Origin of the sequence: Kocuria atrinae (assembly GCF_039531425.1) — a bacterium.
Classification (GTDB): domain Bacteria; phylum Actinomycetota; class Actinomycetes; order Actinomycetales; family Micrococcaceae; genus Kocuria; species Kocuria atrinae.
Genome location: NZ_BAAAQA010000017.1, coordinates 109,973 through 125,372, shown reverse-complemented (window position 1 = coordinate 125,372; position 15,400 = coordinate 109,973). Strand labels below are relative to the sequence as shown.

Annotated in this window: 13 protein-coding genes and 1 tRNA gene; 5 read left to right on the top strand and 9 right to left on the bottom strand. The window is 62.7% G+C overall.

What is annotated here, in order from left to right:
• Window positions 1-182 precede the first annotated feature (182 nt).
• Window positions 183-680, top strand: a complete 498-nt coding sequence (locus ABD283_RS09285; RefSeq protein WP_344224708.1) for a DUF2505 domain-containing protein — start codon at window positions 183-185, stop codon at window positions 678-680.
• 121 nt (window positions 681-801) lie between these two features.
• Window positions 802-2,082: a Na+/H+ antiporter NhaA gene (gene nhaA / locus ABD283_RS09280; RefSeq protein WP_344224707.1), complete on the top strand. Its 1,281-nt coding sequence runs from the start codon at window positions 802-804 to the stop codon at window positions 2,080-2,082.
• Window positions 2,083-2,201: 119 nt separating this feature from the next.
• Here the strand turns inward: nhaA and sufU are convergent, their stop codons facing one another.
• The 4 genes from sufU to ABD283_RS09260 form a co-directional block, all read right to left on the bottom strand.
• Window positions 2,202-2,681 (bottom strand): Fe-S cluster assembly sulfur transfer protein SufU, encoded by a 480-nt coding sequence (gene sufU, locus ABD283_RS09275; protein ID WP_344224706.1) that lies wholly within the window; start codon window positions 2,679-2,681, stop codon window positions 2,202-2,204.
• Window positions 2,678-3,973: an aminotransferase class V-fold PLP-dependent enzyme gene (locus ABD283_RS09270; protein ID WP_344224705.1), complete on the bottom strand. Its 1,296-nt coding sequence runs from the start codon at window positions 3,971-3,973 to the stop codon at window positions 2,678-2,680. The genes sufU and ABD283_RS09270 overlap by 4 nt, the downstream gene beginning before the upstream one ends.
• Window positions 3,974-4,183: 210 nt before the next feature.
• Entirely contained in the window at window positions 4,184-4,768 is a 585-nt protein-coding gene (gene pth / locus ABD283_RS09265; protein ID WP_344224704.1) for an aminoacyl-tRNA hydrolase, read from the bottom strand.
• A gap of 212 nt (window positions 4,769-4,980) precedes the next feature.
• Entirely contained in the window at window positions 4,981-5,610 is a 630-nt protein-coding gene (locus ABD283_RS09260) for a 50S ribosomal protein L25/general stress protein Ctc (protein ID WP_344224703.1), read from the bottom strand.
• Between the two features lie 456 nt (window positions 5,611-6,066).
• On the opposite strand from ABD283_RS09260, the gene ABD283_RS09255 reads away from it, so the two are divergent.
• Window positions 6,067-7,527 (top strand): sugar transferase, encoded by a 1,461-nt coding sequence (locus tag ABD283_RS09255; protein ID WP_344224702.1) that lies wholly within the window; start codon window positions 6,067-6,069, stop codon window positions 7,525-7,527.
• Between the two features lie 254 nt (window positions 7,528-7,781).
• Entirely contained in the window at window positions 7,782-9,455 is a 1,674-nt protein-coding gene (locus tag ABD283_RS09250) for a GH25 family lysozyme (protein WP_344224701.1), read from the top strand.
• Between the two features lie 98 nt (window positions 9,456-9,553).
• Here the strand turns inward: ABD283_RS09250 and ABD283_RS09245 are convergent, their stop codons facing one another.
• The 5 genes from ABD283_RS09245 to ABD283_RS09225 all read right to left on the bottom strand — a co-directional run bounded on the left by ABD283_RS09245 (window position 9,554) and on the right by ABD283_RS09225 (window position 13,435).
• The gene (locus tag ABD283_RS09245; protein WP_344224700.1) at window positions 9,554-10,534 is read right to left on the bottom strand and encodes a ribose-phosphate diphosphokinase; all 981 of its coding nucleotides are present in this window, start codon (window positions 10,532-10,534) and stop codon (window positions 9,554-9,556) included.
• A gap of 86 nt (window positions 10,535-10,620) precedes the next feature.
• Window positions 10,621-12,096 carry a bifunctional UDP-N-acetylglucosamine diphosphorylase/glucosamine-1-phosphate N-acetyltransferase GlmU gene (gene glmU, locus ABD283_RS09240; protein ID WP_344224699.1) on the bottom strand — a complete coding sequence of 492 codons (1,476 nt, stop codon included), beginning with the start codon at window positions 12,094-12,096 and terminating at the stop codon, window positions 10,621-10,623.
• 65 nt (window positions 12,097-12,161) lie between these two features.
• Window positions 12,162-12,233: transfer RNA gene (locus ABD283_RS09235), tRNA-Gln, on the bottom strand.
• A gap of 126 nt (window positions 12,234-12,359) precedes the next feature.
• Window positions 12,360-12,662: a hypothetical protein gene (locus ABD283_RS09230; protein WP_344224698.1), complete on the bottom strand. Its 303-nt coding sequence runs from the start codon at window positions 12,660-12,662 to the stop codon at window positions 12,360-12,362.
• A gap of 32 nt (window positions 12,663-12,694) precedes the next feature.
• Complete coding sequence (locus ABD283_RS09225; RefSeq protein WP_344224697.1) at window positions 12,695-13,435, bottom strand: hypothetical protein; 741 nt, start codon at window positions 13,433-13,435, stop codon at window positions 12,695-12,697.
• Window positions 13,436-13,502: 67 nt separating this feature from the next.
• Between ABD283_RS09225 and ABD283_RS09220 the strand changes: the two genes are divergently transcribed.
• Window positions 13,503-15,347 carry an ABC-F family ATP-binding cassette domain-containing protein gene (locus ABD283_RS09220; protein WP_344224696.1) on the top strand — a complete coding sequence of 615 codons (1,845 nt, stop codon included), beginning with the start codon at window positions 13,503-13,505 and terminating at the stop codon, window positions 15,345-15,347.
• Window positions 15,348-15,400 lie beyond the last annotated feature (53 nt).

The following is a 15,400-nucleotide window of genomic DNA, read 5'->3' as shown; positions in this document are numbered from 1 at the left end:
TACCGCCTCCGCATGCTCCTCATCACCGGTGGACTCGACGCCTCACCCCACACTCAACTCTGAAGAGCCTCTTTAGCGGACAGCCCAACTCCCCGTTCTCCCAGGCGACCGAGTCAGTGATGGGCCTAGGATAGTTGCGCTGGCCACAACGCATCTCGCGTTCATCAATTTCGAGGAGAACCATGTCTGTCAACGCCTCCACTACTGTCAAGGCTCCGTTGGAGACCGTGCTCACGACCTTCGTCGACGAGGCATTCGTTCGTCACGTGAGCGACCGCGCTGGTACACAGCTCGAGTCTTTCGAGGTTTCCGGTGACGTCAACACGGCTTTCACCGTGACCACCGTGCGCACCATGTCTCCGGACAAGCTGCCCGACATGGTCAAGAAGTTCGTCAAGGGTGCCGTCAAGCTCAACCAGGTGGACACCTATGACGCCCCGGCGGCGGACGGTTCCCGCACGGTCCGCACCGAGATCAAGGCGCACGGGCTGCCCGTGGGTGCCAACGCCACTCAGACACTGAAGCCCGCCGGTGAAGAGACCGTGATCGACGTTGTCGGTGACGTGGTCGCCAACATTCCGCTGGTCGGTAAGAAGATCGCTGCCGCAGCCGAGCCCTACATCGGTAAGGCACTGACCCTGCAGGCGCGCGCGGCCGAATCCTGGATCGCCAAGCACTGATCGCCAAAGCACGGTATAAGCACCGGGGGTCGCTCATGCGGCCCCCGGTGCTTAGTTGGTGAGACTATATGATGACCCAAGACATTCGCAGATCGATAGGAGTTTGGCATTGAATGTGGCCATGAATAACCCGTCACGGGCGGGCAGTGTGGGATCGTTTCTGCGCCGTGACACCACCGGCGGTTTGCTGCTGCTGATCGCCATGGTGGCAGCTCTGGTCATCGCCAATTCACCGCTGGGTGACTTCTATTTCGGCGTGCGTGACGCCCACGTGGGCATCGGTGTTCCCGGCTTCGATCACACCGTGGGCGAGTGGGCTGCCGATGGGCTGTTGGCGGTGTTCTTCTTCCTCACGGGCCTCGAGCTCAAGACCGAATTCGTCAATGGTGAGCTCCGCAATATCCGCAAGGCCATGCTGCCGGTGGTGGCCGCCGTTGGTGGAGTCATCGCACCCGCGTTGATTTATCTGGGTATCAACATCGCCGCCGGTGCCGAGTCCACAGCCATGCATGGCTGGGCCATTCCCACGGCAACCGACATCGCCTTTGCCGTCTCTGTCCTGGCAGTCGTGGGTTCGGCGCTGCCCACCGCCATGCGCACCTTCTTGCTGACCCTGGCCGTGGTGGACGATCTGATCGCGATCCTCATTATCGCGTTCGTGTACACGGAGTCCGTGCGCGTCCTGTTCCTGGGCGGTGCCGCGATCCTGCTCCTCATCTACTGGGTGCTCACCCACAAGTACGCCAACTGGTTCATGGCCAAGCACTGGGCCGCTTGGGTCATTCTGCTGCCCATTGGTGTGGCCACCTGGTGGTTCGTGTACGAGGCCGGCGTGCACGCCACGATCGCCGGTGTGCTGCTGGGCTTCATGGTCCCCGTCATGAAGACCACGCCTCACGTGATCCGTCACGAGGACCCCGAGATGGGCCTGGCTCCAGCCCTTGAGCACCGTTTCCGTCCGCTGTCCAACGGTCTGGTCATTCCGATCTTCGCGTTCTTCTCCGCCGGTGTGGCCGTGGGAGGCATCGACGGCATCAAATCTGCGGCCGCAGATCCCGTGGCCCTGGGGATCGTTGCTGGCCTGCTCATCGGTAAGCCCGTGGGTATTTTCGGCGCTGCATGGCTCATGGACCGGTTCAGTCCGGCGGTCAAGGACAAGGACTACACCTGGTTCGATCTGTTCGGCATGTCCTTCGTGGCCGGTATCGGATTCACGGTGTCCCTGCTCGTGGCCGAGCTGAGCTTCGGCATTGGCAGCCCCCACAACGATCATGCCAAGGTGGGCATCCTGTTCGGTTCCATGCTCGCGGCGGTTATCGGTGGCGGCATCCTGCTGGCCCGCAACGCCAAGTACAAGAAGGTTCGCGCTCACGGCGTGGACCCGGACGTCTACGACGACTAGTCGTCCCGCCCCTCGTGGGCGGGTGGCAACACGGAAGAACGGCCGGTCAGAACCTCAAGGGTTTTCACCGGCCGTTCTTCATTCTCGGGTCGTGGAGAGGGTCTCGACCCTCGGTCCAGTCAGCTCGTCTGAGCCTTCGACGCCGCCTGGTTCACCGCATCCTCCAGGGCCACCCAGCTGAGCATTGCGCACTTCACGCGCGCCACGAATTTTGAGACCCCCGCGAAAGCAGCGGCATCTCCCAGGATTTCCTCATCCGGAGCTACCTGCCCACGGGATCGGAGCATCTCACGGAAGTGCTCAATCATGGCCTCCAACTCGGGAAGACTCATGCCGGGCGCCATTTCGGACAGAACCGACGCCGCCGCCATGGAGATTGAGCACCCTTCACCGTTCCATTCCACGGACTCCACGGTCGGGTTCTCGCTCGTAGTCACTGCCACGCGCACCGTGATCTCGTCACCGCACGTGGGGTTGTACTGGTGGGATACCCCACTGTGGTCACCGGCTGAGGAAACATCCTGCTCGGTTTCCCCGCTGCGCTTGTGGGAATGTTCCAGGATGATCGTTTGGTACAGCTGGTCCAGCTCTGCGCTCATGCGCCCTCCGCCCGGAAGTAACCGCGAACGCGCGAGAGCTCGTCAAGGAAGCGATCGACGTCGTCGGTGGTGTTGTACAAATAGGAGCTCGCGCGCGTGCTGGCCGTGAGGCCCAACTCGCGGTGCAACGGTTGGGCGCAGTGGTGCCCCACGCGTACGGCGATGCCTGCCACGTCCAGAAGCTGCCCCACATCGTGAGCATGCACTCCAGCCACGTCAATGCTGACCAAGCCCACGCGTTCAACTCCCGGCTCGGGCCCGAGGAGACGGACACCATCGATGTCTGCGACGCCACGGGCCAATCTGGCGCCAAGCTCGGCCTCCCAGGCCTCGGTCCGATCCATACCGATCTTCTCGAGGTAGCGGACTGCCTGGGCCCATGCCACGGCCTGGCTGATGCGTTGGGTGCCCGCCTCGAAACGGACCGGCGAATCGAGGTACTGGGCGTGCTCCGTGGTGACCTTGGTGATCATGGAACCGCCCGTGAGGAACGTGGGCAGCGCATTGAGCAGCTCACGACGTCCGTAAAGGGCGCCGATGCCCGTGGGGCCCAGCATCTTGTGGGCAGAGAACACAGCGAAGTCCACGCCGAGCGCCGGGAAGTCAATGGGCATGTGGGGCACGGACTGACACGCGTCCAGCACCGTGAGCGCGCCGACCTTCTGCGCCTGAGCCACGATGGCGGGCACATCGGTGATTGCCCCGGTCACGTTGGAAACGTGGGTGAACGCCACGAGCCTGGTTCGGTCCGAGAGGACGTTGGCAACGGCTTCCGGGGAGATCAGGCCCCGCTCGTCCACCGGGACCACGCGCAGGGTCGCACCGGTTCGTGCCGCAAGTTCTTGCCACGGGATCAAGTTGGCGTGATGCTCGGCCTGGGTGGTGACGATCTCGTCACCGGGGCCTACCCTGAAGCGCTCAGAGTGTTCGGCCCCGTTGGAACCCGCGGTCGCGTTGGACATCGCGTAGCTCAGCAAGTTGAGGCCCTCGGTGGCGTTGGAGGTCCACACCAATGAATAAGGGTCGGCACCGACAAACCGCGACACCGTGCTACGGGCATCTTCGAAGAGGTCCGTGGCCTCCACGGCCAGCGTATGAGCCCCGCGGTGTACGGCCGCGCGGTGACGCAACGTGAAGTCGCGTTCGGCATCGGCGACCGCCAGCGGTACCTGCGAGGTGGCGCCGGTGTCCAGGTAGACCAGCGGGTGACCCGCCACCTGCGTTTCGGTGAGCAGCGGAAAATCCTGCTTCAGGTGCAGGACCTGCTCATTGTCCAGCGGGGTAGTGGTCATAACTCCTTCTCACGAGCTCTCGCTCATTGGCTAACGAACCGGCCGTCTCCACCGTAGTCGCGCGCGTGGGCGGTGACTAATGATCGTTACGCCAGGTTGAGCCCGCTGATTCTGCGGAGTTGTCCCGCCGCGTTGTATTTGCCGGGGGTGGAGATCTACCCGGCTGATCCGGTGGATCTGGCAGTTCTAGCGGTTCTGGCGGTTCTGGCGTCAGGACAACTTCGCGTGGAAATGCTGCTGGGTGTCGACCAGGCCCTTCTCCGTCAACATCTCCACTGCGTCAGCAGCGTCACTGATCAGCAGGGGCAGCTCCTTGGACTCCATTCCGGAGAAGCGCTTGAGCACGTAGTCCGCGGTGTCCATGCGTCCCGGCGGGCGGCCGACACCCACGCGCACTCGGACGTAGTCCTTGGTCCCCAACGCCTTGGTAATGTCCCGCAGCCCGTTATGGCCACCTTCTCCCCCGCCGCGCTTGAGCTTGACCGCACCGTAGGGAAGGTCGATCTCATCGTGGACGACCACCAGATTATCCAGCTCCAGGTCGTAGTACTTGAGCAGAGAGGACACCGGACCACCGGAAGTGTTCATATAGCTCATGGGCTGAGCCAAGACGAGGCGAGGCGCCCCGGGGCTCATCCGCGTTTCCGCCACTGCCGCGCGGGATTTGTGAGCGGACAGTTTGGCGCCCGCGCGGTGAGCCAGTTCGGCCAACACCATGGCACCCACGTTGTGTCGTGTCCCCGCATAACGGTCACCGGGGTTTCCCAGCCCCACCACCAATGTGCGATCAGCCACGAGGCGCCTCCTTCAGTTATCCGCAGCATTCCCGTGCTGCCCTCAGATGTCTCACCACAACGCTCATTCCACCGGGCACGATCGCCGTTCCCATGCGGCGCACTGTGGATCCGCGTTCAAAGAAACACGGCGGCAAGCACCCGTGGGTACCTACCGCCGTGTTCAATCACTTCACTGCGCGGACCAACAAGTCAGCGCCGTCAAGGAAATACTTACTCTGCGTCCTCGGCGGGAGCCTCTTCAGAGGATTCCGCACCCTCGGCAGCCTCTTCGCCCTCTTCCGGCTCCTCGCCCAGGTCCTGCTGGACGGGCTCGGAGACGTTGACCACGAGCAGCTCATCCTCGGAAACAAGGGTGATGCCGCTGGGCAGGGTGATGTCCTTGGCGTAGACGTGCTCGCCGGGCTCGAGGCCCTCGATGCTGACCACAACGGACTCGGGAACCTTGAGTGCGTCCGCCTCGATGACCAGAACGTTTTCTTCCACGTTGTGCACGGCGGTCGGAGCGACCTCACCTTCGATGTGCACGGGGATCTCAACCTCGACGCGCTCGCCGCGGCGGACGGTCAGCAGGTCGATGTGGAGGATCTCGGGACGCACAGCGTGACGCTGAACTTCCTTGATCATGGCCAGGTGGCCGTCACCGTCAACGTTGATTTCGAGCACAGCGTTGGAGTTACGGGAGGCCAGCATCATTTCGTGGCCGGGGAGAATCACGTGCAGGGGCTCGGCACCGTGGCCGTAGATCACTGCGGGGATCTGGTCGTTCTGACGCACGCGGCGGGCGTAGCCCTTGCCGAACTCGGTGCGCAGCGTACCGGGAATGTTGATGATATCCACCATGGTGGAACTCCTTCGATTGTGGGGTATCGGTTCGTCACCACACTGACCGCCGAAAGGTACTCGCACCATTCGTTGAACCGGTCAGCAAACCGACGTGGTGCGGTACCGCATGGCACTCCCGATCCGCCATGTCACGGGAGTTCACGATCCCACCAGCCGTCGTCGATAACGGGGCAGCAAAATAGCCGCCCCCTCGCCTTGGCAACCTGGACAGAATACCACGAGCACTTATCCCCCGAACCGCTCACAGGCTCGTCCCCCGTTATGTACTTATTTGCCCCGGACAGGGGCCGAATGAGCAAAAATCACGCTATCGTGGGGAGCATGAATCTCGGGGGAGATTCCAAGGTGCGGCCGCCTCACATTCACGGTCGCGCAGACGTGGTGCGGAACATCATGCACTCTCGTCGACCGTTTTAGGGGGAGGGAACGACGATCATGTTCAAGGAGCCAACAGTGCGCCACACGCAAGCGATGTGGCGTGAGAAATACCAGCAGACTCTGCGGATATCCGATGCCTTGGCGTTGGCACTGGCATTGGCGCTGAGTCAATTGATCCGCTTCGGTTTAGGCGATGGTTTTCTCCCGCTCGAATCAATTCCCGTTCCGTATTGGCTGGTCGGTGTCATTCTCGGACTGGGTTGGTGGTCCTGGCTGGAACTGCACGGCACCCGCGGTGTGCGACTCATCGGTAACGGGGTTGAGGAGACCAAGCAGGTGGTGACCTCCACCCTGGTCCTTTTCGGCGCCATTGCCATCGTCTCTTACGCCTTCGACATCCCGACGGCGCGTGGTTACGTCCTCACAGCCCTCCCGGTCGGCCTGCTCACTTTGATCAGTGGCCGATTCGTAGCACGACACAACCTCATGCAGCGGCGGTTCAAGGGGCAGGCAATGTCCCGCACCATGGTCATCGGCCGCTTCTCGGGCGCGATAGAGATGGTGGATCAACTGCAGCGCCGCCCTGACGCCGGCTTCAAACCGGTGGCCGTGTACATGCCGCGCTCCCGGCGAGAGCTGCCTGAAGACCTGACGCACGTGGAGCTTCCCGTCAACACGTTGGAGGAAGGCGTGCGCCCCAGCGTGGCCGGTATCGTGCAGGCTTGCTGCGAGAACCGCATCGAGACCTTGGTCATGACCGCCTCGGTACCGCTGAGCACCCGCGAGATCCGACACCTCGGTTGGGCTTTGGCGGACGAGCACATCCGGCTGGTCATGAACACCGGCCTGACGGACGTAGCAGGCCCCCGTATCCACACTCAACAGTTGGCCGGCCTCCCGCTCATTCACGTGGCCACACCACGCTTCACTCGCTCCAAGAAGATGATCAAGCGCGGCATCGACATTGTGGGAGCCTCGTGTACATTGCTGATTCTGTCGCCGGTGCTGCTCGTGCTCGGTCTGATCGTCAAGATGCACGACGGCGGTCCCGCATTCTTCGCCCAAGAGCGCGTGGGTATCGACGGCACTCGGTTCAAGATGCTCAAGTTCCGCTCCATGTACACGGATGCCGAGGAGAGAAAAGCCGCGTTGCTCGCAGCGAACGAGTCAGAGGGAGGAGTTCTGTTCAAGATGAAGGACGATCCGCGCGTCACCCGTCCGGGAAAGTGGATGCGGCGTTACAGCCTGGATGAGCTCCCCCAGTTCCTCAATGTCCTGGGTGGTTCCATGTCACTGGTGGGCCCACGCCCGCCCCTGGCCTCAGAGGTGGACCAGTACGAGAAACACGTCTACCGCCGGCTTCGGGTACGTCCGGGAATCACCGGCCTGTGGCAGGTCTCTGGTCGCTCCGACCTGGATTGGGAACAATCGGTCCGGTTGGACCTCTACTACGTTGAAAACTGGTCCCCGGTTCAGGACATGATCATTCTGCTGCGCACTTTCAAGGCGGTTTTCGCCTCCGACGGCGCCTACTGACCTTGAACTGATACCTCGCCCACCGCATTCATTGACCGCTGGCGTTGCCCGTCATCTCTCACGAGGTGACGGGCAACGCCAGTTAAGCCCAAGAGAATTGTCTATGTCCGAAATCGAAAGTTTGCTGCCTCGAAATGCTCTCGTGACCGGGTCCCCATGATTAATCCCGTTAAATTCCTGAAAGTTGTCTAGAATCCTTATGCCCCCCTTTGCCCGAGCGCCCCCGCGCACCATCCCCCAGTTAGGCCATTCGTGTGATCTCCCCCAGTAAGACAGCCCTGCCCGCTGCCGTTACGGCCGCCATTCTGACGTTCACCTCATTCATTCCGGCAGTTGCCGCGGAAACTCCTTCAGAGAATCTCGACCCCGATCGCGGAAACGTGGTTTCGGTTGAGACCGAGGAACTTGAAACGGTCGTCGAAGATCCCAAACTCCCCAGCGCACCACCCAAAACCGGAGACAAGAATCCCGGCGCGACCATGGGTCAGCGCATGAAGTCAATTGAAGAAACCACCAACCTCTCCCCCGAGTCAGAAGCTGAACTCGAGGAGGTCGAGAAGGAACTCGACATCAAGCCCGCGCCGGCGGCGTCGGCTTCGGTCGGGGCCGTGACCCCGGAAACCAGGGAAAGCGCGGAGGCCGATCCGTCCAGCACCCAGACTGTGGGCCCGGCCGGTTCGATGTCTCTGATGATCCAGGCCAACACATGGCGCCCCGCGGGCATCATGGGCATGGACGTCTCCGGTTGGCAGCCCACCGTGAACTGGAGCGCCGAGTACTCCAAGGGCGCGCGCTTCGCATACGTGAAGGCCACTGAGGGAACCGGGTACAAGTCCCCCTCGTTCGCATCGCAGTACCGCGGTTCGTACAACGTGGGCATGATCCGCGGCGCGTACCATTTCGCGTTGCCCAGTGTGTCCTCCGGGGCGGCTCAGGCCGACTACTTCGTGAACAACGGTGGTGGCTGGTCCGCGGACGGCAAGACCCTGCCCGGGCTGTTGGACATCGAGTACAACCCCTACTCGAGCCTGGGCAATACGTGCTACAACATGTCCCAGCCTCAGATGAACTCGTGGATCAAGTCCTTCTCGGACCGTTATAAGCAGCGCACCGGGCGCTTGCCCGCGATCTATACGACCACTGATTGGTGGCGGACCTGCACGGGTAACACCGCCCAGTTCAACACTCACCCGCTTCACATTGCTGCTTACAACACCACCAGCGCGGGCACCATGCCCAATGGCTGGTCCACGTACGACATCTGGCAGTTCTCGGCCTCCGGCCCGTTCTCCGGTGATTCCAACCAATACCGCGGTTCCTGGGCACAGCTTCAATCCATGGCCAGTAATCGCAATTACAAGCCCCTGGGCGGACGTGCTCCGAGCACCAACGCCGGCAGCCAGTCCTACACGGTCAAAGGCGGCATCGGTTCCATCTACCGTGCCACCGGAGGCGCAGCCAAGTGGGGCCAGCCCGTGACCCCTGAACGCGCGGCAGCTTCTGGCGGTCGATACCAGGAGTTCCTGCGCAACGGTGTTAAGGCCACCGCGTACTGGCACCCCCGCACCGGCGCGCACATGGTGCGCAACACTTCGAGCATCGGCAACAAGTTCATCCAGAGCGGCCGCGAACGCGGACTCGGGTTCCCGAGCATCGAGGAGCGTTCGATCTCCGGTGGTGCCTACCAGAGCTTCACCACGACCGCCGGTCGCACTCACAAGGTCATGTGGAGCCCGGCCACCGGTTCCAGGACCATCAAGGAGTACGGGGCTATCGGCAAGCACTGGAGCCAGCGCGGCTATGAGCGCGGATATGGCTTCCCCGTGACTGACGAGTACCGCGTGGGCAACGAAGTGCACCAGCGCTTCTCCAAGGGCTACACCGTGCGTTGGTCCTCCGTAACCAACCGCGTGTGGACCACTCGCTAAGAGGTCCGTACGCAAGCGATCAAAAAGCCACCCGCCAGATTCTGGCGGGTGGCTTTTTCATGGGGCGGTTCAGGGGAACCGGACCCCGGTTCAAGTGTTCAGGAGCGACCGTTGAACAGGCTGGTCACCGAACCGTCCTCGAAGACTTCCTGGATGGCACGCGCGATCAACGGTGCGATCGAAATGACTTCCAGGTTCTCGAACTGGTGTTCCTCCGGAACCGGGAGGGTGTCGGTCACGACAACCTTCATGGCACCGCAGTTGGCCAGCCGCTCCACGGCGGGGTCGGAGAACACGGCGTGGGTGGCGGCAATAATGACATCCTTGGCGCCGTTGTCCCGCAACACCTTCACGGCGCCGGAGATGGTTCCGCCGGTGTCGATCATGTCGTCGATGAGCACGCAGGTGCGCCCATCGATATCGCCCACAACCTGCTTGGATTCAGCCTGGTTGGGGACATTGATGTCGCGGGTCTTGTGCACGAACGCCAGCGGGGCACCGCCCAGGCGCTCGGCCCACTGCTCAGCCACGCGTACACGGCCGGTGTCCGGGGACACCACGGTCACGTTGGACTCGTCCACCACGGAGCGCACGTAGTCGCTCAACAGCGGAATGGCCATGAGGTGGTCCACGGGTCCGTCGAAGAAGCCCTGAATCTGCGCGGTGTGCAGATCCACGGACATCAGACGGTCAGCGCCGGCGGTCCTGTACAGGTCAGCCAGCAGGCGGGCCGAGATGGGCTCGCGGCCGCGGTGCTTCTTGTCCTGACGGGCATAGGGGTAGAACGGGCTGACCACGGTGATGGACTTTGCCGACGCTCGCTTGAGCGAGTCAAGCATGATCAGCTGTTCCATGATCCACTGGTTGATGGGCGCAGGGTGGGCCTGGATGAGGAACGCATCCGCACCTCGCACCGACTCGCCGAATCGCACGTAGGTCTCGCCGTTGGCAAAGTCGTACGCGTCGGTGGGGACCAGCTCGGTGCCCAATTCGCGCGCGATGTCCTGCGCCAGCTGCGGATGTGCACGACCCGAGAGCAGAACCATGCGGTTCGACCCTGTATTCGTAATTCCGGTCATGTGAACTCGCTTTCCTCGAAATGCTTGGTGGAGCGCTGGTCGCGTGTCTCGTGCCCGATGTGGACCTGGGATGCGCGGTCAGGATCTTAGGAGCCGTTGGACGCTTCCGCAGCCTTGGCCGCATCGGTTCCGGGACGGTGCTTCTGCACCCATCCTTCCACGATGACCTGGTTTCCCTCAGTGAGCGCGAGCGCACCGGCGGGCACATCCTTACGGACGGTGGTACCGGCACCGGAGTAGGCGCCGTCGCCAATGGTCACAGGCGCAACGTACATGTTGTCCGAGCCCATGCGCACGTGGTTGCCCACCACAGTGCGGTGCTTGTTGACGCCGTCGTAGTTGACGAAGACGGAGGCCGCGCCGATGTTCGAGTGGTCGCCGATCGTCGCGTCACCCACGTAGGAGAGGTGCGGGATCTTGGATCCTTCGCCGATGGTCGAGTTCTTGGTCTCCACGAACGTGCCGATCTTGCCCTTGGCGCCCAGAACGGTTCCCGGACGCAGGTACGCGAACGGTCCCACGGAGGCGCCCGCGCCCAGTTCGGAGTCACTGCCGTGGGTACGAACCACGGTTGCGCCGTTGCCCACGGTCACGTTGGTCAGGGTGGTGTCCGGGCCGACGACGGCGTCCTCAGCGATTCGCGTGGCACCGTGCAGTTGGGTGCCGGGCAGGATGGTGACGTCCTGCTCGATCTCCACGGTGTCGTCGATCCACGTGGTGCGCGGATCAACAACCGTCACCCCGTTGGCCATGTGCGTCTTGAGAGTGCGCTTGTTGAGGTACGCGCCGAGCTCGGAGAGCTGCTCGCGATCGTTGGCGCCCTCGAGCTCCATGTAGTCCGCCATCTTCAGGGCGTCCACGCGGTGGCCCGCCGCGCGAGCCAGCTTGGGAACGTCCGTGAGGTACTTCTCGGCCTGGGCGTTATTGGTGTCCACCTGGGCCAGGGAGTCGCGCAACACGGCGGCGTCGAAAGCGAAAATGCCGGAGTTGACCTCCACGACCGCGCGTTCTTCCTCGGTCGCGTCCTTGAATTCTTTGATCTCCGCGAGCTGACCATTTTCGTCGCGCAGGATGCGGCCGTACTTGCCCGGAGTGGGGTGATCCGCGGTCAGCACCGTCACGGCATTGCCGTTGTCACGGTGATAGGCCACAAAGTCCTGCAGGGTCTGCGCGGTGAGCAGCGGAACGTCGCCGTAGGTTACGACCACAGTGCCGGATACCGGAGCCTCACGGTCCAGAACCTCCAGACCAGCATCAACGGCACTACCGGTGCCGGGAACATCTGACTGATCCGCGACCAGCACGCTGGAGTCCAGCTCGTTGATGTGTGCTTCCACGAGATCCCGCTGGTGCCGGATAACCGCCACGAGCTGTTCCGGGTTCAGTTCCCGCGCAACCCTGAGAGCGTGCCCGACCATGGAACGACCCCCGATCTCATGCAAGATCTTGGGGGTCTTGGACTTCATGCGGGTGCCCTTGCCTGCGGCCAGGACGATGATTGCTGCGGGGTTGGACCCGGCGGTCGCGGCGTTCTGATCGGCCGCGGTATCGACGATGCTCACTGAGCTAACTCCTCGTGGTTGCTCGTCAGGTGGGGGAACCCATCTGCACCTGGGTGGTTCGTGCGTTCCGCCACTAGGACTCGAACCTAGACTCACGGCTCCAAAGGCCGGTGTGCTGCCGATTACACCATGGCGGAGCGTTGCCTTGTGGGCACCGCATTCTCGTGCGCACGTGTGACGCACGAGAAATTACTTTAGCATCCACTCGACCGTGCGTAGACGCTCGACTCCCTCGCGAAGAGCCAGGTATCCGAAGGTTCCGATCACACGCGAGAACGCGCTTCCGACATTCCCCGGCGTTCCAGTTTGTGGCCCTGCCACACGCAGAAGAGCGAGAACATCAACATCCCCGCGACACTGACGTCGAAAACATCCAACAGATATCCCAAGGTGGCGACGGCGATTCCCGATAGTGGCAACCACGGAAATTTCTTCCATTTCTGAATGGACATGATGGAGCCGAGAAGAACGGCCGCGAGCACGGTTCCGACAATGAACGTCACCGTGAAGCTCGGAGAGGTCGGCGTCAACGCGGCAATGAGAACCCCGAGCGCGCCGATAGCCAAAACTAGAAGGCAACCAGTGAAGAACTTGTTCCTCAGTGAGTTCCGGAGCAGTGTTCTACCGCCACCAGGCGACCGTTGGCCATGGCTTCCTCGAAACCAGGCAGCGCCTGTGCGAGATGGTGGGTCTCCCCCGATTTCAGGCCACGTACCAACACGGGAGCGCGTTTGGCAGCGCGCTGCACGAACTCCCACGCTTGGGAATCGGATTGACCCGCGCCGCGAGAACGCGACACGTCCCATGCCAGTGAGGTGACCTCGGGCTCGGTCACGTCCAGGGTGCCCTGATCGAATTCGCGATCCAGGAGTACCAGGAGCATGACCACCTCGTCCACGGTGGTGTGGTTCTGCACGAGCAGGCGAACGTCCTGAGCCGAGGCGGCTTCCGCGAGCGCGGCAACCATTGAATACAGCCGTTGCCGCTGCCGGCCACGGTGGGTGACTCCTCCCAATGCGAGCACGAGCGCTCGCGCGCCCACGCCGTGGGCAAGGACCAGTGCGGAATCGGACTCGGCAATCACGCCTTCATCGGGCATGTCCTCATCCACGGACACCGGTGCGCGCAGGATCAGCGGATCGGCACCGGCCTTGTGCAGCTGTTCGCCTGATTGACGCTGCACCATACTTCCCATGTGCAGGCCTACCGGGCGGTCCGCGCCCAGCGTTATTTCCACGGGCCCCGGGTGCTCGCGCACATGTTCGACGGCGCCTGCCAGATCCTGGGGTGTGTCCAAAACCGTCCCGGCCACGGGGGCGGTCACGTAAGTCTCTTGCATGGGTCAAGTCTCCCACGCCAATCTGACACTTCTCCCGGATGACTCCGTCGCTTGTATCCTGGCCAGCGTGGCACATCTGATTGGCGGAGAGAATCTGCACCTCGAGTATCCGACCAAGACCGTTTTCGACGCGGTCTCCATAGGCATCGATCAGGGTGACCGGATTGGCATTGTCGGGCGCAACGGCGACGGCAAGTCAACGCTGATGCGCCTGCTCGCCGGCCGTATCAAACCAGACAGCGGGCGCGTGACCGTTCGCTCTGGAACCACCGTGGGCATGCTGGACCAGGCGGACACTCTGGACCCGAATCAAACGGTGGGGCACGCCGTGGTCGGCGATGTCCCCGACCACGAGTGGGCCTCGGACGCCAAGGTGCGGGACGTGATTTCCGGCCTGGTCTCTGACGTTGACTGGGACACCGACATCAGCGAGCTCTCCGGCGGTCAACGACGCCGTGTGGCCCTGGCAAGCCTGTTGGCCCAGGACTGGGACGTGATTTTCCTGGACGAGCCCACCAACCACCTGGACGTGGACGGCATCACCTGGCTGGCCAAGCACCTCAATAACCGCTGGTCCAAGAACTCTGGTGCGCTGGTGGTCGTGACTCACGACCGCTGGTTCCTAGACGCCGTGTGCACGGACACCTGGGAGGTGCACGACCGCATGGTCGAGCCCTTCGAGGGTGGTTACGCGGCCTACGTGCTGCAGCGTGTGGAGCGCGATCGTCAGGCAGCGGTGGTCGAGCAGAAGCGCCAGAACCTCATGCGCAAAGAACTTGCATGGCTGCGCCGTGGTGCTCCCGCCCGGACCTCCAAGCCCAAATTCCGCATCGACGCCGCCAACCAACTGATTTCCGACGTCCCCCCGCCCCGTGACTCGGTCTCGCTCTCACGCATGGCCGTGTCCCGGCTGGGCAAGGACGTGGTGGACATCGAGAACGTCTCCGTGTCCTTTGACGGTGCCAACGGCGAAACTACGGTACTCAATGACGTCACCTGGCTCATTGCTCCCGGCGAGCGCACGGGCATCCTGGGCGTCAACGGCGCGGGCAAGTCCACGCTCTTAGGGCTGGTGACGGGCGCGGTGTCCCCCACCTCGGGACGGGTCAAGCGCGGCAAGACCGTGAAGATCTCCACGCTCACGCAGCAGCTGGCCGAACTCGACGATGTGGCCAACGACCGCGTTTCGGACGTGGTCGCCAACAAGAAAACCAGCTACGTGACCGAGGGCAAGGAAATGAGCCCCACCCAGCTTCTGGAGCGACTGGGGTTCACCTCCGCCCAGCTCAAGACTCCGGTCAAGGATTTGTCCGGTGGTCAGAAGCGACGACTGCAGTTGCTCATGATCTTGCTGGACGAGCCCAACGTGCTGATCCTCGACGAACCCTCCAACGATCTGGACACGGACATGCTCGCCGCCATGGAAGACCTCCTGGACACCTGGCCCGGCACGCTCCTGGTGGTCTCCCACGACCGGTACCTGCTGGAGCGCGTGACCGACCAGCAGTACGCCGTGATCAACGGCCAGTTCCGCCACCTACCCGGCGGGGTGGAGGAATACCTGAAGCTCTCGGCCTCGTCCGATTCGGGATCGGCCGCTGGCTCTGCGGGTGCCTCCAACCCAATGGCGGCTACTTCTTCGGGTTCCGGGTCCGACGACGCCGCGACCTCGCCGTCTGAGCCCAAGCTCTCCGGCTCCGAGGCGCGCGCCGCGCAGAAGGAACTGGGCGCCGTCGAACGCAAACTGCAGAAGCTCAACAAGGAAGCCGAGGCTCTGGACGAGACCATGGCCTCCGCGGACCCTTCCGATTTCGAGGGGCTGGGCAAGCTGGCCGCGCAGAAGTCCGAGCTGCAGGAACAGATGGACGAGCTCGAGATGCGGTGGCTGGAGTTGGGTGAGGCGCTCGAGTAAGCCTCGGTTCCTAACCGGTAACCTTGAGACAGAAGACACACAGGGGTGTCTTT